Source organism: Dactylosporangium sp. NPDC005555 (assembly GCF_040605635.1).
Classification (GTDB): Bacteria; Actinomycetota; Actinomycetes; order Mycobacteriales; family Micromonosporaceae; genus Dactylosporangium.
Genome location: NZ_JBEXDG010000077.1, coordinates 1 through 19,649 on the forward strand (window position 1 = coordinate 1; position 19,649 = coordinate 19,649).

Sequence of the window (19,649 nt, forward strand, 5' to 3'; positions counted from 1 at the left end):
TGTGCCCCCACGGGGGGGCCGGGCCCCCGGGGCGCGCCCCAGAACTTGCGCCCCCCCCGCCTCCGGGTCGCCCGTCACCTCAGCCAAGGCGCCTTCCTGACCAGCGCCGTCTGCCCCCACCACCTGCCGAGGCCGAGCGTGTCACCGGCCTGGGTCAGGGCGAGGCCGACGATGGTGCCGGCGTAGATCAGGTGGTCGTCCATGAACGGGTTGTTCGCGGGCGGCAGCACCGCGGTCCACATGAGCACCAGCAGCAGCGCGCCGGCGACCGCCGCGACCCGCATGCCGATGCCGAGGATCAGCGCGACACCGATGCCCAGCAGGCCTAGCATGAAGAGCCAGTCGGCCCAGCCAGCGCCGGCGATGCCGTTGTAGAAGCCCTTGAACGGGCCCGCCGCGGCGCGGCCGAGGAAGCCGTTGGTGGGGCTGCCACCGTTGATCCAGGCGGCCTTCTCGGCGGTCTCGTGGCCGAGCCCGAACAGCTTGTCGAGGAACGCCCACAGGAAGGTCCAGCCCAGGGCGATGCGCACCCCGGCGAAGACGTACCGCCCTGCGATGGCTGTGGTGCCGTTCGCCGCCGGTGCGGTGGTGGCGGTGCGGGTGAGCGTGGCCATTGTTCTCGCTTCCCTTCGGGGAGAGGTATCGGCCCTGTTCTGCTGACGAGTCCAGGCTCGCGCGGATCGACGCGGGTCAGCAGTGCCACCCGGACCGGACCGCCGGGACGAAGGTCCTCCCGGGGCGAAGGTCCCGGACGGGACGGGGCGTCCGCCTCATCCGCCGCCGCGTACCGCGCCGACAGGCTGACAGGGCACGCACAGCCGACAGGGGGCCGGACGACATGGGTACACAGACACGCGCGGTGTCGCGACGGGTGCAGAGCGCCCGCGCCGAGGCGCAGCGACGCACCAGGCGGCGGCACCGGAACGTGGCCGTCGGCGGCGGGATCGTCATCCTGGCGCTGCTGGCCGCGATCGGCTTCGTCCTCGTGCGGGCCGCCGGCGACGAGGCTCCCCCGCCGCCCGCGGCGCAGTCCACGGCCGTGCCGGCGGGCGCGACCGCCATCGGCGCCTTCGTGGTCGGCACCGGGCCGGTGACGGTGGCGATCTACCTGGACTACCTGTGCCCGTTCTGCGGCAAGTTCGAGCGGGCCAACAGCGGCGAGCTCGAGCGTCTCGTCGCCGCCGGCACGGTCCGGCTGGAGCTGCACCCGCTGGCCTTCCTCGACAAGGCGTCCGAGGGCACCCGGTACTCCACCCGCACCGCCAACGCCGTCGCGACCGTCGCCGACCGCGCCCCGGCCTCGCTGCTCGCGTTCAACGCCGCGCTGTTCACCCAGCAGCCCGCCGAGGGCGGCCCCGGACTGACCGACGCGCAGATCGTGTCGATCGCCACCGGCGCGGGGGTCCCCGCCGACGTCGCGGCCACGTTCACCGAACGCCGGTTCGAGCACTGGGTCGCCGCCGCCACCAACCGGGCCTTCCAGAGCGGCGGCATCACCGGCACCCCGACGGTGCACATCAACGGCAAGGTGTTCGAGGGTGACCTGTACAAGGCCGGCCCGCTGACCGCGGCGATCACGGCCGCGTCATGACCGGCGTGCTGGAGCGGGCCCGGCGGCTGCGGCACAGCAACGGCTGGATCTACGGCACGATGCTGGTGTCGGCCCTGCTGAGCCTGCTCGCCTCGTTCGTCCTGTCCGTCGACGCGGTCCGCCTCGCCGCCGACCCCGCGGCCGACCTGACCTGCAACATCAACGCGGTCGTGTCCTGCGGGACGGTCGGGCGCTCGTGGCAGGCGCAGCTGTTCGGCTTCCCGAACGCGTTCTTCGGCCTCATCGCCGAGCCCGTGGTCATCACGGTCGCGGTCGCCGCGCTCGGTGGGGTCCGGTTCCCCCGGTGGTTCATGATCGCCGCGCAGTCCGTGTACACCCTCGGCGTCGTCTTCGCCTACTGGCTGTTCTACCAGTCGTCGTACGTCATCGGCGCCCTGTGCCCGTGGTGCCTGCTGGTCACCGTCTCCACGACCCTCGTGTTCGCCACCCTGACCCACGTCAACATCCGCGACGGCCACCTGCCGCTGCCCCGCCGCGCCGGGCCGGCCCTGCGCGCCGCCATCGACGCCGACCTCGACGCCGTCGCGGTCGCCATCTGGCTGCTGATCCTTGCGCTGCTCGTCGTCGTCGAACACGGCAGCGCGCTGGTCGCGTAGCCAGGATGGAGCCGACATGACACACACGTTGATCGTGACCGTCGTCGTGCTGCTGGTGTACGGGTCGGCCGCCGTCGCGGTACTGGTGATCTACCGGGCGAGCGACGACGCGGCCGTGTCTGCTGGCAACGACCGGCTCGGGCGGGCGGAGGCCGACGCGGCCCGGCGGGTGTTCGCCGGTGAGCTCGACCCGGCCGCGTACCGCCGGACCATGGCCGCGCTCGCCGCCCGCGACGCCGCCGAGCACCCGCTCATCACCCCCGGACCGCCCCGGCAGGACGAGGGACCCGCCGGGAGGTGACGTTCGGCCCATCCACCCGGCACCGCGACGGAGCACGGTGAGGGGCACGGTGAGCGGTGAAGGGGGTGGACTCATGCAGGACCTGACGAGCGGCGGGATCGCGGCCGAGTGCCTGACCGCGGACGGCAGGGTCGTCCGGGTCCGGGCGGTGACGGCCGCGGACGGGCCCGCGCTGCTGGCCCTGCACGAGGGGACGTCCGCGCACAACCGCTACCTGAGGTTCTTCAGCGCGGGCGCCGCGCTGGACGCGGAGGTCCGGCGGCTGACCAGACCGCCGGACGACGAGCACCTCGCGCTGCTGGTCGTGCATGGCGACACCGTCGTGGCCGCCGGGTCCTACGAGCGGGTCGACGCCGAGCAGGCCGACTTCGCGCTGCTCGTCCAGGACGCGCACCACAGCGAAGGGCTCGGCACGCTGCTGCTGGAGCACCTCGCCGCGGCCGCCCGCCGGCGGGGCGTCACGGAGCTCGTCGGCGACGTCCTGGCCGACAACCGGGCGATGCTGCGGGTCAGCGGCGGGCTCGCGCCGGGGATTCCGCGCACGTTCGGCGACCCCGGCGTCGTGCGCGTGCGGATCCCGACGCTGCCGGACGAGGCGGCCCTTGCCGCCGTCGGCGAACGGGACCGCACCGCCGCGCACCGATCGCTCAGGCCGCTGCTCGCACCCGCGTCCGTCGCTGTGATCGGGGCCGGCCGGCGACCCGGCGGCGCCGGGCACGAGATCCTCGCCGCGCTCGTGGCCGGCGGCTACGACGGCGACCTGTACGTGGTCAACCCCCGTGCCCGCGACGTCTGCGGCCTGCCCGCCCTGCCGTCGGTCGGGCTCGTCGGCGAGCCGCTCGACCTGGCCGTCGTGGCCGTGCCACCCGCCGCGGTCCCGGAGTTGCTGCGCGACTGCGCGGCCGCCGGGGTGCGCGCCGTCGTCCTGGCCTCGGAGGTGACCGGCGGCGGGCACGCCGACCTGGTCCGCACGGCCCGCCGGCACGGCATGCGGCTCGTCGGCCCGGACAGCCTCGGCGTGCTCAACACCGATCCCGCCGTGCGGCTCACCGCCACGTACGCCGCGACGGTCCCCCCGCCCGGCGGTCTCGCCGTCGCCTCCCAGTCCGGCGCGATCGGCGCGGCGATCCTGCAGGCCGCCGCGCGGGACGGCATCGGCGTCTCCAGCTTCGTGTCCCTCGGCGACAAGGCCGACGTCAGCGGCAACGACCTGCTCGCATACTGGCACGACGACCCGGCCACCCGCGCGGTCGCGCTGTACCTCGAGTCGTTCGGCAACCCGCGCCGCTTCGCCGTCGTCGCCCGGGCGATTGGCCGCCGCAAACCGGTCCTCGCCGTCGCCGGCTGCCACGGCGACGCCGTCGACGCGCTGTTCGCCCAAGCGGGCGTCATCCGGACCGGCACGCTCGGCGAGCTGCTGGACACGGCCAGACTCCTGGTCAACGGTGCCGCCCCCCAGCCGCTGCCGGCCGGCGACCGGCTCGCCGTCGTCGGCAACACGCACGGGCTCAACGTCCTGGCCGCGGCGGCGGCCACCGGAGCCGGGCTCACCGCACGATCGGTGGAGCTCGGCACGCACGCCACCCCGGACGCCATGGCCGGTGCGGTCCGCGCCGCGGCCCGCGACGCGGACATGCTCGTCGTCGCCTGCGCCGCGACCCGTACCAACGACACCGCCGGGACGTGGCAGGCCATCGCGGACGCGGTCGACGGCCTGCCCGACCTGCCGGTCGCCGCCGTCGTGGTCGGTGGGACGCACGCCGCGACCACCCTCGGCCGCAGGCGGGTCCCGGTGTACCGGCTGCCGGAGCCCGCCGTGCACGCCCTCGCCCGGGTCGCCAGGTATGCCGCGTGGCGCCGGGAACCGCTCGGCGAACGGCCCGCCCTCGACGGTGTCGACCGCGCCGCCGCGCGGGCCCTGGTCCATGCGGCGCTGCGCACCGGCGACGGGTGGCAGCCGCTCGGCACCGGACGGCAGCTGCTGCGGCTGTACGGCATCACCGGTGCACCGGACCCGGCGCACGTACCCCCGCCAGACGCGGCGCTCGCCCTCTTCGCGGGTATCGCGCACGACCCCCTGTTCGGCTCGCTGGTGACGTTGCGCTTCGGCGGCCACCCCGAGCTGCGCGGCGACCCGGTGCAGCGGCTGCTGCCGCTCACCGCCCGCGACGCCGCCGGCATGTGGCGGGCGCTGCGCGGCGCGGCGCTGCTGGACACCGCGGACACCGCAGCGCTCGAGGACCTCCTGCTGCGCCTGGGCCGGCTGGCCGAGGACCTGCCGGAGGTGGCAGCGCTCGAACTCGACCCGGTCATCGCCGGCCCCGCGGGATGCAGCACCGGCGGCGTGCGGCTGCGCCTGTGCGCGGTCGGCCCCGAACCCGACCCGTACCTGCGCGATCTGCTCATCCGCCCGGCCGGCGACGCGGACGCCGTCTGAGACCCCGACCGGCGTCAGCCGCCGGCTGCGAGGCGGGACCAGAAAGGCGGGCCAGGGTCGTGGCGCCGGCGATGAGGACGTCGAGGCCGGCCCGTTCGTCGCTGTCATGACACCGGTCCTGGGCAGGCCGGTGCCGAAGCACACCACGGGGGCGTCCAGCTCCTCGGCGAGCAGCGCGGCCGGGCGTCCACCACCGGCACGGCATTGATCTCATGCGCGTCCAGGAGGTCGACGATCTCCTTGAACGGCGTGTCCTCCTGCACGGAAATCGCGCCGATCGTCATCACGTCGGCGACGTTCCACCGTCCCATGGCCCTGCCTCCTGCTCATCCCGTTCCTTGTCCGATGCGCCGACGGCATGGCGCGCCGAACACCCCGCAGCAGTGCCCAACGGCACTTTCGCGGGTGCCGTTGGACCGGCCCGCGAGTCCGGGTCCAACGGCCCTGCCACCGCCCGGAAAGCGTGCCTAGCGTCGAAAGCAACCCGTGGAGGTGCGCCGTGACCAAGTACGTGTACGACTTCGTCGAGGGCAGCAAGGAGCTCAACGACCTGTTGGGGGGCAAGGGCGGCAACCTCGCTGAAATGGCCAACCTCGGGCTGCCGGTGCCGCCGGGCTTCACCGTCACGACCGACGCGTGCCGGGCGTTCCTGCGCACCGGCGCCGAGCCGTTCGGGCTCGCCGACGAGATCGGCCTGCACCTGGAGCGGCTGGAGCGGCAGGCCGGCCGGCGGTTCGGAGACCCGGCCGACCCGCTGCTGGTGTCGGTGCGCTCCGGCGCCAAGTTCTCCATGCCCGGCATGATGGAGACGATCCTCGACGTCGGCCTCGGCGACGCCACCGTCGCCGGCCTCGCCGCGCAGGCCGGCGGCGACGAGCGCTTCGCCTGGGACTCCTACCGGCGGCTGATCCAGATGTTCGGCAGGACCGTGTGCGACGTGCCCGGCGAGCGCTTCGAGCAGGCCCTGGAGGCGGCGCGGGCCGCCAAGGGGACCGAGGACCTCGCCGCCGATGACCTGCGCGCGCTCGTCGTGGTGTACAAGGACATCTTCACCGCACACACCGGCCGGCCGTTCCCGCAGGACCCGCGCGAGCAGCTCGACCAGTCGATCCGCGCCGTGTTCAACTCATGGAACGCCGAACGCGCCGTGCTGTACCGCCGCCAGGAACACATCCCGGCCGACCTCGGCACCGCCGTCAACATCGTCGCCATGGTCTTCGGCAACCTCGGTCCGGACTCCGGCACCGGCGTGGCGTTCACCCGCGACCCGGCCACCGGCGCGCCCGGCGTCTACGGCGACTACCTCGCCGACGCCCAGGGCGAGGACGTCGTCGCCGGCATCCGCAACACCGTGCCGCTGCAGGCGCTCGCCGGCATCAACCGGGGCGCGTACGACGAGCTGCTGGCCATCATGGCCCGGCTGGAGGCGCACTACCGGGACCTGTGCGACATCGAGTTCACCGTCGAGCGCGGCAAGCTGTGGATGCTGCAGACCCGGGTCGGCAAGCGCACCGCGGCGGCGGCGTTCATCATCGCCGCACAACTGGTCGACGAGGGGGTCATCGACGCCGACGAGGCGCTGAGCCGGGTGACGGGCGCGCAGCTGGCGCAGCTGATGTTCCCGGCGTTCGACCTGTCCCAGGCGCCGGAGCAGCTGGCCAGGGGCGTCGCCGCGTCCCCCGGCGCGGCGGTCGGCAAGGTGGTGTTCGCCGCCGGCCGGGCGGCTGCGCTGGCCGAGCGCGGCGAGCAGGTCATCCTGGTGCGCCGGGAGACCAACCCCGACGACCTGCCCGGCATGATCGCCGCGCAGGGGATCCTGACCAGCCGTGGCGGCAAGACCTCCCACGCGGCCGTCGTCGCCCGCGGCATGGGCAAGACCTGCGTCTGCGGCGCCGAGACCATCGAGGTCCACGACGGACACTTCACTGTGGACGGTCACACGGTGGCCGAGGGTGACGTCGTGTCCATCGACGGCAGCACCGGCCACGTGTACCTCGGCGCCGTGCCCGTGCAGCCGTCACCGGTCGTGCGGTATTTCGAGGGCACGCTCTCCCCCGGCGCCGACCCGCTCGTCGCGGCCGTCGACCGCATCCTCAGCCACGCCGACAAGGTCCGGCGGCTCGGCGTGCGGGCCAACGCCGACACCGCCGAGGACGCCGCCCGCGCCCGCCGGTTCGGCGCGCAGGGCATCGGGCTGTGCCGCACCGAGCACATGTTCCTCGGTGAGCGGCGGCCGCTGGTCGAGCGGCTCATCCTGGCCCGGACCGACGCGGAACGCGACACCGCGCTGGCCGCTCTGCTGCCGCTGCAGCGCGCCGACTTCGAGCGGCTGTTCGCGGCGATGAACGGGCTGCCGGTGACCATCCGGCTGATCGACCCGCCGCTGCACGAGTTCCTGCCGCCGCTGGAGGAGCTGTCGGTGAAGGTCGCTCTGGCCGAGTCCCGCGGCGAACCCGACGGGCACGACCGGGCACTGCTCGACGCGGTCCACCGCATGCACGAGGAGAACCCGATGCTCGGCCTGCGCGGCGTCCGGCTCGGCCTGGTCGTGCCCGGGCTGTTCGCGATGCAGATCCGCGCCGTGGCCGAGGCGACCCTCGCCTGCCGCGACCGCGGGGTCACCGTCCGGCCGGAGATCATGGTGCCCCTTGTCGGCGCGGTGCAGGAGCTCGAGGCCGTCCGCGACGAGGCGCAGCGCCTGCTGGCATCGCTCGGCGTGCAGGCCCGCGTCGGCACCATGATCGAGGTGCCACGGGCCGCGCTCACCGCCGGCGAGATCGCCCGCGCCGCCGACTTCTTCTCCTTCGGCACCAACGACCTCACCCAGATGGGCTGGGGCTTCTCCCGCGACGACGTCGAGGGCGCGTTCTTCACCCGCTACCTGGAGCTCGGCATCTTCGGCGTCTCCCCGTTCGAGTCGATCGACCGCGACGGGGTGGGCCGGCTGGTGCGCATCGCCGTGGAGGAGGGCCGCCGCACCCGGCCGGAGCTGCACATCGGGGTGTGCGGCGAGCACGGCGGCGACCCCGAGTCCATCCACTTCTTCCACGACGCCGGCCTCGACTACGTGTCCTGCTCACCGTTCCGCGTGCCGGTGGCACGGCTGGAGGCAGGCAGGTCGGCGGTCGCCGCGACCGGATCCGACACCCGCTGGCAGGAGGCTGCCATGAGCAACCGACGGATCGTCGTCGGCTACGACGGGTCCGACGAGGCCCGCGACGCCGTCGACTGGGCCGCCGCCGAGGCCGCCCGGACCCACGCGCGGCTGCAGATCGTGCACGGGTACCACGTCGCCTGGCCAGGTGTGTACTACGACGTCAGCGCCGAGCTCATCGAGGCTGCGGAACACGTCGGCGAGCAGCTCGTCGCCGAGGCCGTCGCCCGCGTCCACGCCCACCACGACGGGCTCGACGTCGTCGGTGCCGCGGTCCACGCCCCGGGCGCGTCGACCCTGCTCGACCTCAGCGAGACCGCGGCTCTGCTCGTCGTGGGCAACCGCGGCGCCGGCGGCTTCAGCAACCTGCTGCTCGGCTCGGTGAGTCAGCAGGTCGCCACCCACGCCCGCACGCCGGTCGCCGTCGTGCGCGGCCACAGCGACGCGTACACCGGACCGGTCGTCGTCGGGGTGGACGGCTCCGCCTCCGCGCAGACGGCGCTGCGGCTCGCGTTCGAGGCCGCCGCGCTGCGCGGCGCGGAGGTCGTCGCGGTCCGCGCCTACCTGCCGCCGTCGCCGGTGCTCGTCCCCGCGAGGCGGCCGAGGCCGCGGAACGGGCCGCGCTGGAGTCGTCGCTGGCCGGCTGGCGGGAGCGGTACCCCGGCGTCAAGGTCGAGGCGCTCGTCGCCGCCGGCCGCGCCGCCAAGGTGCTCATCGGCATGTCGCACACGGCGCAGCTCGTCGTGGTCGGCAGCCGCGGGCACGGCGGCTTCGCGGGGCTGCTGCTGGGCTCCGTCGGCCGGCAGCTCATGCACTACGCCGAGTGCCCCGTGCTGATCGCCCACGCACCGGCCGCCGGGCGAAACGGTGAGGGTCCCGCCGCGGCGGGACCTTCGCCGCTGGGCGTGGCGCCCCGATGATGCGACGGTCGAGTCATGGCCACTGTGACGACGGACCCGGTCGGGCTCACCTCGGCCGAGGTCGGCACCCTGCGGGAACAGCACGGGCGCAACGAACTGCCGGCCGCCGCCCCGCCATCGGTCCTGGCCCGCGTCGGTGGCCAGCTGCGCGACCCGCTGATCGTCGTGCTGCTCCTCGCCATGGTGGTGACCGCCGCCCTGCGGGACGTCAGTGACCTGATCGTCATCGCACTGGTGGTCGTCCTCAACACCACCGTCGGTGTCGTGCAGGAGCTGCGCGCCGACCGGGCCGTCGCGGCGCTGCGCAGCATGGCCGCACCCTCGGCCCGCGTGCACCGCGACGGCACCGACGTGTCGGTCCCGGCCGGCGACCTGGTCCCCGGCGATCTGGTGCGGATCGAGGCCGGCGACATCGTCCCCGCCGATCTGCGGGTGGTGGATTCGGTACGACTGGCGCTCGACGAGTCGGCGCTCACCGGCGAGTCGATGACGGTGTCCCGCGACACCGGGGACGAGGTGTCCGCCGGGACGGTCACCGCCACCGGCCGCGCCACCGGCGTCGTCGTGCGCATCGGCCCGCACAGCGCCCTCGGCCGCATCGCCGCGCTGGTGTCCGGCCAGCCGAGGCGGCGGACGCCACTGCAGCGCCGGCTCGTCGGGCTCGGCAAGGTCCTCGCCGTGACCGCGGTCGCGCTGTCGGCCGTGGTGTTCCTCGTCGGTGTGCTGCGCGGCCAGCCGGTCACCGAGATGCTCCTGGCCGCGGTCAGCCTGACCGTCGCCGCCGTGCCCGAGTCGCTGCCCGCGGTCGTCACCCTGGCGCTGGCGCTCGGCGCGCACCGCATGGCGCGGCGCTCCGCGATCGTGCGGCGGCTGCCCGCCGTGGAGACCCTCGGCTCCGTCACGGTCCTCGCCACCGACAAGACCGGCACCCTCACCGAAGGGCTGATGAGCGTCGAGCGGCTCCTGCTGCCCGACCGCACCGACATCGCCCTCGCGGGCACCGGCTACGACCCGGCCGGGGTCGCGACCCCCGCACCCGGCGCCGCCGGGCACGCCCTCGCCCGGGCCCTGGTGCTGTGCAACGACGCCGACCTGGTCGCCCCAGGCGGCGAACGGACCACGTGGGCGCCGGTCGGCGATCCGATGGAGGCCGCGCTGCTCACCGCCGCCGGCCGGTGCGGGACCGGCGTGGAGACGCGGCAGCGGTTCCCCCGCGTCGACGAGCTGCCGTTCGACGCGGACCGCCGCCGGATGACCACCATCCACGCCGACCCGGACGGCGGACACCTGGTCGTCTGCAAGGGCGCCCCGGACGGGCTGCTCGCCCCGGACGGGCCTGTCGACATCGACGACGAGACCCGCAGTTGGGCGACCGGCGCCGCGGCCCGGCTGGCCGGTGACGGATACCGGGTCCTCGCCGTCGCCGCCGCGCACCGCACCGTCGTGCCGCGCCCGGAGGACGCCGAGCACGGGCTGCGGCTGCTGGGCCTGGTCGCCCTCATCGACCCGATCCGGCCGGCCGCACCGGCCGCGGTCGCCGCGTTCCAGGACGCCGGCATCAAGCTCATCCTCATCACCGGCGACCACCCGGCGACGGCGGCCGCGATCGCCGAGCGGGTCGGCCTCACCGCAGCGGGCGGCACGGTCGCGCTCGGCGACGATCCGGTGGTTCCCGGCGAAACACCGGCCGTGTACGCCCGCACCAGCCCGGAACGCAAGCTCACGATCGTCGAGGCGCTCCAGCACGACGGCGCCGTCGTGGCCATGACCGGCGACGGCGTCAACGACGCACCCGCGCTGCGCCGCGCCGACATCGGCGTCGCGATGGGCCGCGGCGGCACCGAGGCGGCCCGGCAGGCGGCCGACCTCGTCCTCGCCGACGACAACCTCGCCACCGTCGCCACCGCCGTGCGGGAGGGCCGGCGCATCTACGCCAACATCCGCCGCTTCCTGGTCTACGGGCTCTCCGGCGGCGCCGCCGAGGTGCTCATCATGCTCGCCGGCCCATGGCTCGGCCTGCCGGTCCCGCTGCTGCCCGCGCAGATCCTCTGGATCAACATGATCACGCACGGCCTGCCCGGCGTCGCGCTCGGCGGCGAACCCGCCGCCCCGGGTCTCATGCGCCGCCCGCCGCGCCGCCCCGATCAGGCCATCCTCGGCGGCCTGGCCGCACCGATCGCGCTCACCGCCGCCCTCATCACCGCCACAGCCCTCGCCGCCGCCCTGTGGACCAGCCACACCGGCGGGCCGTGGCAGAGCGTGCTGTTCGTGGTGCTGGGCCTCGCCCAGCTCGGCGTGGCCCTGGCCCTGCGGGCCCGCGGCACCGGCCACCGCAACTGGAGCCTGGACGCCGCCGTCGCGCTCTCGCTCGCCCTGCAGCTCGGCGCCGTGTGGCTCGCCCCGCTGCGGTCGCTGCTGGGCACCGAACCGCTCACCCTGCCGCAGATCGCCGGCTGCGCCGCGGTCGCCGCGCTACCGGGCCTGGTGACGTTCCTGCGCGGCCGCCGCCGCTGACCCACGCTGGTGTCCGCGGTGCGTCCCGGGGCGCGCCGGCCGGCAGGTCGCGCGGCGTGCGGGGCCCGGTGGCAAGCAGCGGCAGCGGGGCGACCGACATAGAGGGCGGCGAGCACCCACATGGCAGCCCGGATGCCCAGCGTCGAGGGGCCAGCAGCCCGGCGGTCGCCGCCCCGAACGGAACGACGCCGAACACGAAGATCCGCGACGCCGCCGTGACCCGGCCCAGCAGGTGCGCCGGCACGAAGGTGCCGCGGAACGTCATGGTCATCACGTTCGGCGTCGTCGCCCCGGCCAGCGCGACGAACGAGCCCGCCGCGAACAGCGCCAGCCGCCAGCCGTGAGCACCGAGCGGCAGCAACAGCACGAACGGGGCGGCCGCGACGTCCGCCACCAGGTAGATGCGGGCGCTGCCGAACCGCCGGGCCGCACGCGAGGCGACCGCCCGCCCCGGGCGGCGGGACCTCTGACGTGGTGCACGGCAGGTGTCGGAGGTCCCGTCGCAGGGCGGCGCCGCGGTCAGTCCACGATCTCGATGACCTGCTCGACCGGCAGGCGCGGGGTGTGGGCCGGGCCGGCGTGGTCCGGGTCGCTGGCGCCCAGGCGCAGGACCAGATACGGGTAGCCGAGCTCGCTGAGCATCCGGCGCAGCGCCTGCCGGGTGAAGTCGAGCTCGACCGGGCTGCTCAGCGGCAGGACGGTGGTGCCGTGGCCGGTTGCGGTGAGCCAGAGTTCGCTGAGTGCCTCACCGGCGCGCAGCCAGTCGGCGGGCTCGTCGCCGTCGCCGTAGAGGACCGCGTAGGCGGCGGCCTCGTCGTGCCCTGCGCCCGCCCGCAGGGTGCCGCTCACCCCGAAGTCGCGTTCGGCGACGGTGGTGAGGGGCAGCTCCACCGGAATGACGGTGTCGGGCAGGCCCGTGCCGGTGGGGCGGTCGCCGCCGACCCACGCGGCGGTCTCGGCCCGCATCCGGTCGTCGTGGCGCTCGGCGTCGTCGGCGTGCTCGATGACGACGGCGAGCTGCAGGACCTGGTCGCGGGTGAGCAGGTGCAGCCGGGCCCCTTCCCGCCCGGCGGCGGCGCTGAGTGCCTCGCGGACCTCGGGGGTCACCGGCTCGTCGCTGACCGCCCGCCGGTCGGTGCGCCGGACCTGCAGCAGCTGCAGGCGGTGCATCGCGTGCGGGTCCGCGGGCCCGGGAGCGTCGGCGTGGATGACGGCGAGGGGTTCCCCGGCCGGCCGCTCCACCCGGTGGGCCCAGCCTTCGGCGGTCAGCGCGACCCGCGCGTGGTGCAGCGCGGCACCGCAGCTGACGAGCATCAGCCGACCGGCCGGGTCCTGCTCGCGCAGCTGCCGGTCGGTCACCGCGTGCAGCTCGAGCCGGTCGCCGCTGACGGTCCACCGCCACGGCTGGGTGTTGTGCACGGAGGGTGCCAGCCGGGCGGTGTCCGCCGCCCGGGCCAGCACCTCGGTCGCCCCGCTCATGCCGCCCCCTCCGCCACGCTGCGGCGCCGGCCTGCAGCGGCACAGCCTCCGCCAAGCTCCGGCACGCTCATCCCTTCTCGGCCCAGTCGCCGAGGGTCCAGTCGCGGACCTCGGGCATGTCCTCGAGGTGTTCCACGACGTACGCCTCATGCTCGGCGAGCTTCTGCTCGCACCAGGCCTTGAGCTCCGTGGCGCCGCGCGGCAGCCGCTTGGCGTTGTTGATGGCGTCCATGACGAGGTGGTAGCGCGACGCGCGGTTGCGGACCGTCATGTCGAACGGGGTCGTGGTCGTTCCCTCCTCGATGAAGCCGCGGACCCGGAACCGGTCGGCGTCCGGGCGTCCATGCACGAGCTGGTGGATCGCGCCCGGGTAGCCGTGGAAGGCGAAGACGACGTCGACGGTGTCGGTGAACAGCTCGGTGAAGCGGGTCGGGCTCATCCCGTGCGGGTGGTCCTTCGGCCGGGGCAGCGTCATCAGGTCCACGACGTTGACGACCCGCACCTTGAGCTTCGGCAGCCGCTCCCGCAGGATGCGCGCCGCGGCGACGGTCTCCATGGTGACGACGTCGCCGGCGCAGGCCAGGACGATGTCGGGGTCGGTCGTCCCGTCGTCGGTGCCGGCCCAGTCCCAGATCCCCGCGCCCCGCGCACAGTGCTCGACCGCCTCGTCCATGTTCAGCCACTGCAACTGCGGCTGCTTGTCGATGACGATGAGGTTGATGTACGAGCGGGACCGCAGGCAGTGGTCGGCGACGGACAGCAGGGTGTTGGCGTCCGGCGGCAGATACACCCGGGCGACGTCACCGCGTTGGGTCAGCACGACCTGGATGAGACCTGGTCCCTGGTGGGAGAAGCCGTTGTGGTCGTTACGCCAGGCGGTGGAGGTGAGCAGGACGTTGAGGCTGGGCACCTTCGCCCGCCAGTCCAGCCGCTTCGCCTCCTGCAGCCACTTGCCGTGCTGGACGGTCTGCGACGCGGACACCATCGCGAACGCCTCGTAGGTGGCGAACATGCCGTGCCGGCCGGTGAGGGTGTAGCCCTCCAGCCAGCCGTGGCAGTTGTGCTCGGACAGCACCTCCATGACCCGCCCGTCGCGGCCGAGCGCGACGTCGGCGTCCGTGACCCGCTCCATGAACGCACGGTCGGAGACCTCGAAGACGGCACCGAGCCGGTTGCTGTTGGTCTCGTCGGGGCAGAACAGCCGGAAGTTGTCCGGGTTGCCGCTGTAGATGTCGCGCAGGACCTCACCGAGCCGCCGGGTCGACTCCGCGCGGGACACGCCGGGCATCTGGACGTCGACGGCGTACCTGCGGAAGTCGGGAATGTCCAGGTCCCGGGTGAGCAGGCCACCGTTGGCGTGCGGGCTGGCGCTCATCCGCAGGTCGCCTTCGGGGGGAAGACCGCGGACCAGGTCGACGGGCGCGCCGGAGCGGGCGAAGAGCTCGTCCGGCCGGTAGGACCGCAGCCACCGCTCCAGGATCGCCAGGTGCTCGGGGTTGTCCTTGACCCCCGACAGCGGCACCTGGTGCGACCGCCACGAGCCGGTGACCTGGATGCCGTCGACCTGCTCGGGTCCGGTCCAGCCCTTCGGCGAGCGCAGGACGATCATCGGCCAGCGCGGCCGGGTGCCGTCCCAGTCGCCGTCGCGGGCGGCGCGCTGGATCCCCCGGATCTTCCCCCAGGCCTCGGCGAGAGTGGCGGCGAAGCGGTGGTGCATACCGGGCAGGTCGTCGCCGCCGACCTCGAGGACCTCGTAGCCGTGGCCCTCCAGCAGCGAACGGACCTCGGCCGGGTCCTTGCGGCCCAGGACGGTCGGCCCGGCGATCTTCGCGTCGTTGAGGTGCAGGATCGGCAGGACGGCGCCGTCGCGGGCCGGGTTGATGAACGAGACGCCCTTCCAGGAGCCCTCCAGGGGGCCGGTCTCGGCCTCGCCGTCGCCGACGACCGCGACGGTCAGCAGGTCCGGGTTGTCCATGACCGAGCCGAACGCGTGGACCAGGACGTAGCCGAGCTCGCCGCCCTCGTGGATGGAGCCGGGCGTCGTCACGGAGACGTGGCTGGGGATGCCGCCGGGGCTGGAGAACTGCCGGAAGAGCCGCAGCAGCCCCTCCTCGTCCTGGGACACCGCCGGGTAGATCTCGCTGTAGGTGCCTTCCAGGTAGCCGGCCGCGACGAGCGCGGGGCCGCCGTGGCCGGGACCGGCGAGGTAGATCGCCTCCTGGCCGGTGAGCCGGATCAGCCGGGACACGTGCGCGTAGATCAGCGACAGGCCCGGGCTGGTGCCCCAGTGGCCGAGCAGACGGGGCTTGATGTCCTCCGGGGTGAGCGGGCGGCGCAGCAGCGGATTGCCCTGCAGGTAGATCTGCCCGACGGTGAGGTAGTTGTTCGCCCGCCACCAGGCATCCAGCTGAGCGACCTCGTCGCCGGTCGGCTGGGCGAGCACCTCGGTCAGCTTCTCGTCTGTGGTGCGGTCCGCGACAGTGGTCACCGGACGTCCTCTCTGCGATATGCGTGTTCAGGCTGTGGTTTTCAGGTCAACAGTCGTCCCGGGCATACCTGCCCGAGACTACTCCGAAGCGGGCCGCCATCTACGGCTGTCCGGGCAGTCCGATGGTGTCGGTGCCGGACCGGCGGATGGAGGCGGGGACGGGTTCCGTGCCGTCGACGGGCGTGCCGATCCGCATCGCGATCGCCGGGTGCCCGACGCCGCCGAGCAGCCGCCGCAGCGCCACCCGCACCGCCGCGACCTCCACGACCTCGCTGATCGGCGAGGCTGCCAGCCCTCGGTCGGTCAGGGTGAGCCAGACGTCGGACAACGCCTCACCAGCGGCGACCCAGTCGGCCGGTTCCTCGTCGTCGACGGTGAGGATGGTGTACAGGGTGCCGCGGTCCGAGCCGCTGCCGGGATCGAGCGCCGCGGGCCGGGCGATGTTGAAGTCGCGCGGTGCGATCGTGCGGGGCGTGGGCCCGACGGTGCTGCGCGGGGACACCCCGTCGCGCTCGCCGCGGGTCCGGGTCGTCCAGGCGAGCAGGTCGTCGCGGAAGCGGGGGTCGTCGCGCTCCACCTCGCCGGCGTGCGCGACCGCCGAGGCGAACGCGGTCACCTGGTCGTCGCGGACGACATGCAGGTGCACGCCGTGCCGCTCGGCGGCGGCGCGCAGCTCGTCGACGACCGCGTCTGCGGGCCTGGCGTCGCCGAACGGGCGGCGGTCGGTGCGCCGCTGGTAGATCGCGCGGTACAGGGTGCTGTCGGCGGGGCAGGGCTGCCCTTGCCGGATCCGGGCGACCAGGTCGGGGCGGGCCGGATCGGGCAGCCGGGTGATGTCGGCGGCGATGCCGGCCGCGAGCAGCGCCACGGTCACGTGGTGCAGCGCGGTGCCGCAGCTGATCAGCAGGAGCCTGCCGTCGGCGTCGAGGCCGTCGAGCTGGCGGGACCGGTCGGCCCACAGCTCCGCGTGGTTGCCGGCGAGGCGCCACCGCCACGGCTGTGTGTTGAGGATCGAGGGTGCGCGCAGCGCCGCGATCGAGGCCTCGGCGACCTGGTCGATCTCGGCTCGCGGGTGCTGTGTCATGGCAGGCTCCCTAGAAGTGGCTCGCGTCAACGATCGTCTGGGCGCGGGACGGGCGGCAGGGCCGGTGGTCCCGTCCTGACGGGCCTTCCGGGACGATCCGGGTCGCGGCGAGGCCCGTGAGCGCCGCGCCGGTCGCCGCCCAGAACCGGCGTACCCGCAGGGCGGGCAGCGCCCGGCGCAGGACCGTCGCCTGCGAGTATCCGAGCACCGCACCCTCGACGAAGCCGGCGGCGAGCAGTGCTGCATAGGACGCGCCCGCCGGCCAGGCGAGGGTCGCGGAGGTGGCGCCGGCCGCGGCCGGGACGGTGAAGCCGGCGAGCTCCCCGGCGGTCGTCATGACCGTCCAGCGCCACCACCGCACCCTGATCATGGCCGGGCGGTGCCGTAGTAGGCGGTCCGCATGATCTCGCGGAGGTCCTCCAGCATCGGCATCCGCGGGTTCGCCGGGGCGCACTGGTCCAGGTAGGCGTTCATCGCCTGCTGCGGCAGCGCGTCCAGGAACGTCTGCTCGTCCACGCCCACGGCCTGGAACGAGCCCTCGATGCCGACCTCGGCGCGCAGGCGTTCGACCGCGGCGGCGTAGGACTCCACGCCCTCCTCCGGCGTGCGGGCCGGTAGCCCCAGCGCCTGCGCGATCTGCTGGAAGCGCTCCGGTGCCACGTACCGCTCGTACTTCGGCCAGGCGGTCAGCTTCACCGGGACCGTGCCGTTGTGGCGGATCACGTGCGGCAGCAGGATCGCGTTGGTGCGTCCGTGCGCGATGTGGAAGGTGGCGCCCAGGGTGTGCGCGAGGGCGTGGACCATGCCGAGGAAGGCGTTGCCGAAGGCCATTCCGGCGATCGACCCGGCGTTGTGCATCTTCTCCCGCGCCGTCGGGTCGGTGCTGCCGTGGTGGACCGCGGCGGGCAGGTGCTCGAAGATGAGCTTGATCGCGTGCAGGGCCAGGCCGTCGGTGTAGTCGTTGGCGTAGACGGAGACGAACGCCTCGGTGGCGTGGGTGAGGGCGTCGAAGCCGCTGTCGGCGGTGACGTCCGGTGGCAGGTCGGCGGTCAGCACCGGGTCGATGATGGCGACGCTCGGGGTGAGCGCGTAGTCGGCCAGCGGGTACTTCATGCCGGTCGTGGTGTCGGTGATGACGGCGAACGGCGTGATCTCCGCGCCGGTGCCGGACGTCGTGGGGATGCACACGAGTCGCGCCAGGCCGCCCAGGGTGGGGAAGGTGAAGGCCCGCTTGCGGATGTCGAAGAACTTCTCCCGCATGTCGGTGAACTCGACGCCCGGGTGCTCGTACAGCAGCCACATCACCTTCGCGGCATCCATCGGCGAGCCGCCGCCCAGCGCGATGATCGTGTCCGGGCGGAAGGAGCGCATGAGCTCGGCGCCGCGTTCGACGGTGGCCATCGTCGGCTCGGGTTCGACGTTGTCGAGGATCTGCACGGTGACCGGGTTGGTGCTGGCGCGCAGGACGCCGCGGATGCGGTCGACGTAGCCGAGCCTGGTCATCGTCGGGTCGGTGACGATGGTGACGCGGTGGACGTCGGGCATGTCCGACAGGTACCGGATGGCGTTGGGCTCGAAGTAGATCTTCGGCGGTATCTTGAACCACTGCAGGTTGTTGGTCCGCCGGCCGATGCGCTTGATGTTGAGCAGGTTGACCGCGGACACGTTGCCGGACACCGAGTTGCGACCGTAGCTGCCGCAACCCAGGGTCAGCGAGGGCAGGAAGGCGTTGTACACGTCGCCGATGCCGCCCTGCGACGAGGGCGAGTTCCAGATGATCCGCACGGCCTTGACCCGCTGCCCGTAGGCCTCCGCGGTCGCGGCGCCGGCGGTGTGGATGACCGCGCTGTGCCCGAGCCCGTCGAGCTCGACCATCTGCTCGGCGAGGCGGAACCCCTCGTCCGTCGTGTCGGCGCGCAGCAGGGCGAGGACGGGGCAGAGCTTCTCCCGGGTCAGCGGCTCGTCCGGGCCCACGCCGGCGACGGGGACCAGGATCACCGACGTGTCGGCGGGCACCTCGAAGCCGGCGCCGGCGGCGATCCAGGCGGCGGTGCGGCCCACCACGTCCGGGTTGAGCTTCGCGCCGGCGCAGTTGGCGCCGCCCGCCACGCCGAAGATGAACTGCTCCAGCAGCTGCTTCTCGTGCGGCGTCGCGACGTGCGCGTGCAGCCGCTCGAACTGCGCCAGGGCCTGCTCGGCGATCGCCTCGTCCAGGATGACGGCCTGCTCGGAGGCGCAGATCATGCCGTTGTCGAAGGTCTTGGAGACCACGATGTCGTGCACGGCCCGCACCACGTCGGCGCTGCGTTCGACGTACGCGGGGACGTTGCCGGGCCCGACGCCCAGTGCCGGCTTGCCGGCCGAGTAGGCGGCGCGGACCATGCCGCCGCCGCCGGTGGCGAGGATGACGGCCACCCCGGGGTGCTGCATGAGCGTCTGGGTCGCCTCGATCGACGGCGCCTCGACCCACTGGATGCAGTCGCGCGGTGCACCCGCGGCGACCGCGGCGTCGCGCACGACCCGGGCGGCCTCGGCGCTGCATCGCTGGGCGGCGGGGTGGAAGGCGAACACGACCGGGTTGCGGGTCTTCAGCGCGATCAGCGCCTTGAACACCGTCGTCGACGTCGGGTTGGTGACCGGCGTGACGGCGCACACGACGCCGACCGGCTCGGCGATCTCGACGATGCCGTTGATCTCGTCGCGGGCCACGATCCCGACGCTGCGCAGCCCGGCGAGGCTGTGCGCGATGTGCTCGGACGCGAAGACGTTCTTGACCGCCTTGTCCTCGAACACGCCGCGCCCGGTCTCCTCGATCGCCAGCTCGGCGAGGCGGCCGTGCTGGCTGAGCGCCGCGACGGAGGCCTTCTTCACGATGTGGTCGACCTGCTCCTGGCCCAGTCCGGCGTAGCCCGCAAGCGCCCGCTGCGCCCTGGCGACCAGCCGGTCAACGGCTGGTGCTGCGCCTTCGACGGGCACGTCGAACTGCTCGGCGAGCGGCGGGGCGAGGGTCCCGGTCACCGTCATCACTTCCTTCCGGAGGCGGATGCGGACCGTGCCGGCCCAC

14 protein-coding genes and 2 pseudogenes are annotated in these 19,649 nt (G+C 73.9%); 9 read left to right on the top strand and 7 right to left on the bottom strand.

Annotation, left to right across the window (positions count from 1 at the left end; genetic code table 11):
• Positions 1-74: 74 nt before the first annotated feature.
• The gene (locus ABZS58_RS45580) at positions 75-614 is read right to left on the bottom strand and encodes a hypothetical protein (RefSeq protein WP_354790511.1); all 540 of its coding nucleotides are present in this window, start codon (positions 612-614) and stop codon (positions 75-77) included.
• A 224-nt stretch (positions 615-838) separates the two neighbouring features.
• Between ABZS58_RS45580 and ABZS58_RS45585 the strand changes: the two genes are divergently transcribed.
• From ABZS58_RS45585 to ABZS58_RS45600, 4 genes are all read left to right on the top strand, one after another.
• Complete coding sequence (locus ABZS58_RS45585; protein ID WP_354790512.1) at positions 839-1,591, top strand: thioredoxin domain-containing protein; 753 nt, start codon at positions 839-841, stop codon at positions 1,589-1,591.
• Entirely contained in the window at positions 1,588-2,208 is a 621-nt protein-coding gene (locus ABZS58_RS45590) for a vitamin K epoxide reductase family protein (RefSeq protein ID WP_354790514.1), read from the top strand. Before ABZS58_RS45585 ends, ABZS58_RS45590 begins: the two co-directional genes overlap by 4 nt.
• A gap of 16 nt (positions 2,209-2,224) precedes the next feature.
• Complete coding sequence (locus tag ABZS58_RS45595) at positions 2,225-2,509, top strand: hypothetical protein (RefSeq protein WP_354790515.1); 285 nt, start codon at positions 2,225-2,227, stop codon at positions 2,507-2,509.
• A gap of 73 nt (positions 2,510-2,582) precedes the next feature.
• A complete protein-coding gene (locus tag ABZS58_RS45600; RefSeq protein ID WP_354790516.1) occupies positions 2,583-4,946 on the top strand; it encodes a GNAT family N-acetyltransferase in 2,364 nt (787 codons plus the stop codon).
• 104 nt (positions 4,947-5,050) lie between these two features.
• On the opposite strand, the gene ABZS58_RS45605 is transcribed toward ABZS58_RS45600, so the two are convergent.
• Positions 5,051-5,230 carry a hypothetical protein gene (locus ABZS58_RS45605; protein WP_354790573.1) on the bottom strand — a complete coding sequence of 60 codons (180 nt, stop codon included), beginning with the start codon at positions 5,228-5,230 and terminating at the stop codon, positions 5,051-5,053.
• A 215-nt stretch (positions 5,231-5,445) separates the two neighbouring features.
• On the opposite strand from ABZS58_RS45605, the pseudogene ppdK reads away from it, so the two are divergent.
• The 5 genes and pseudogenes from ppdK to ABZS58_RS45630 form a co-directional block, all read left to right on the top strand.
• Positions 5,446-8,097 (top strand): annotated as a pseudogene (gene ppdK, locus ABZS58_RS45610) (pyruvate, phosphate dikinase); the annotation flags it as partial.
• A gap of 15 nt (positions 8,098-8,112) precedes the next feature.
• A pseudogene (locus ABZS58_RS45615) lies at positions 8,113-8,667 on the top strand (universal stress protein); the annotation flags it as partial.
• A gap of 68 nt (positions 8,668-8,735) precedes the next feature.
• Positions 8,736-9,020: a universal stress protein gene (locus ABZS58_RS45620; protein ID WP_354790575.1), complete on the top strand. Its 285-nt coding sequence runs from the start codon at positions 8,736-8,738 to the stop codon at positions 9,018-9,020.
• A 15-nt stretch (positions 9,021-9,035) separates the two neighbouring features.
• Positions 9,036-11,534 carry a cation-translocating P-type ATPase gene (locus ABZS58_RS45625; RefSeq protein WP_354790517.1) on the top strand — a complete coding sequence of 833 codons (2,499 nt, stop codon included), beginning with the start codon at positions 9,036-9,038 and terminating at the stop codon, positions 11,532-11,534.
• A gap of 56 nt (positions 11,535-11,590) precedes the next feature.
• Positions 11,591-11,878: a hypothetical protein gene (locus ABZS58_RS45630; protein WP_354790518.1), complete on the top strand. Its 288-nt coding sequence runs from the start codon at positions 11,591-11,593 to the stop codon at positions 11,876-11,878.
• A 175-nt stretch (positions 11,879-12,053) separates the two neighbouring features.
• Here the strand turns inward: ABZS58_RS45630 and ABZS58_RS45635 are convergent, their stop codons facing one another.
• The 5 genes from ABZS58_RS45635 to adhE form a co-directional block, all read right to left on the bottom strand.
• A complete protein-coding gene (locus ABZS58_RS45635) occupies positions 12,054-13,013 on the bottom strand; it encodes a nitroreductase (RefSeq protein ID WP_354790519.1) in 960 nt (319 codons plus the stop codon).
• A 67-nt stretch (positions 13,014-13,080) separates the two neighbouring features.
• On the bottom strand, positions 13,081-15,501 hold the full coding sequence (locus ABZS58_RS45640) for a phosphoketolase family protein (RefSeq protein WP_354790520.1): 2,421 nt from the start codon (positions 15,499-15,501) through the stop codon (positions 13,081-13,083).
• A 100-nt stretch (positions 15,502-15,601) separates the two neighbouring features.
• Complete coding sequence (locus ABZS58_RS45645; protein WP_354790521.1) at positions 15,602-16,585, bottom strand: nitroreductase; 984 nt, start codon at positions 16,583-16,585, stop codon at positions 15,602-15,604.
• Positions 16,586-16,595: 10 nt separating this feature from the next.
• Positions 16,596-16,955: a hypothetical protein gene (locus ABZS58_RS45650; RefSeq protein WP_354790523.1), complete on the bottom strand. Its 360-nt coding sequence runs from the start codon at positions 16,953-16,955 to the stop codon at positions 16,596-16,598.
• Positions 16,952-19,603: a bifunctional acetaldehyde-CoA/alcohol dehydrogenase gene (gene adhE, locus ABZS58_RS45655; RefSeq protein ID WP_354790525.1), complete on the bottom strand. Its 2,652-nt coding sequence runs from the start codon at positions 19,601-19,603 to the stop codon at positions 16,952-16,954. Before adhE ends, ABZS58_RS45650 begins: the two co-directional genes overlap by 4 nt.
• Positions 19,604-19,649: the final 46 nt, after the last annotated feature.

Coding starts and splice junctions, on each gene's coding strand:
- ABZS58_RS45605 (WP_354790573.1), bottom strand. CDS start 5,230: ATGACGATCGGCGCGATTTCCGTGCAGGAGGACACGCCGTTCAAGGAG.
- ABZS58_RS45585 (WP_354790512.1), top strand. CDS start 839: ATGGGTACACAGACACGCGCGGTGTCGCGACGGGTGCAGAGCGCCCGC.
- ABZS58_RS45595 (WP_354790515.1), top strand. CDS start 2,225: ATGACACACACGTTGATCGTGACCGTCGTCGTGCTGCTGGTGTACGGG.
- ABZS58_RS45650 (WP_354790523.1), bottom strand. CDS start 16,955: ATGATCAGGGTGCGGTGGTGGCGCTGGACGGTCATGACGACCGCCGGG.
- ABZS58_RS45590 (WP_354790514.1), top strand. CDS start 1,588: ATGACCGGCGTGCTGGAGCGGGCCCGGCGGCTGCGGCACAGCAACGGC.
- ABZS58_RS45635 (WP_354790519.1), bottom strand. CDS start 13,013: ATGAGCGGGGCGACCGAGGTGCTGGCCCGGGCGGCGGACACCGCCCGG.
- ABZS58_RS45580 (WP_354790511.1), bottom strand. CDS start 614: ATGGCCACGCTCACCCGCACCGCCACCACCGCACCGGCGGCGAACGGC.
- ABZS58_RS45600 (WP_354790516.1), top strand. CDS start 2,583: ATGCAGGACCTGACGAGCGGCGGGATCGCGGCCGAGTGCCTGACCGCG.
- ABZS58_RS45625 (WP_354790517.1), top strand. CDS start 9,036: ATGGCCACTGTGACGACGGACCCGGTCGGGCTCACCTCGGCCGAGGTC.
- ABZS58_RS45645 (WP_354790521.1), bottom strand. CDS start 16,585: ATGACACAGCACCCGCGAGCCGAGATCGACCAGGTCGCCGAGGCCTCG.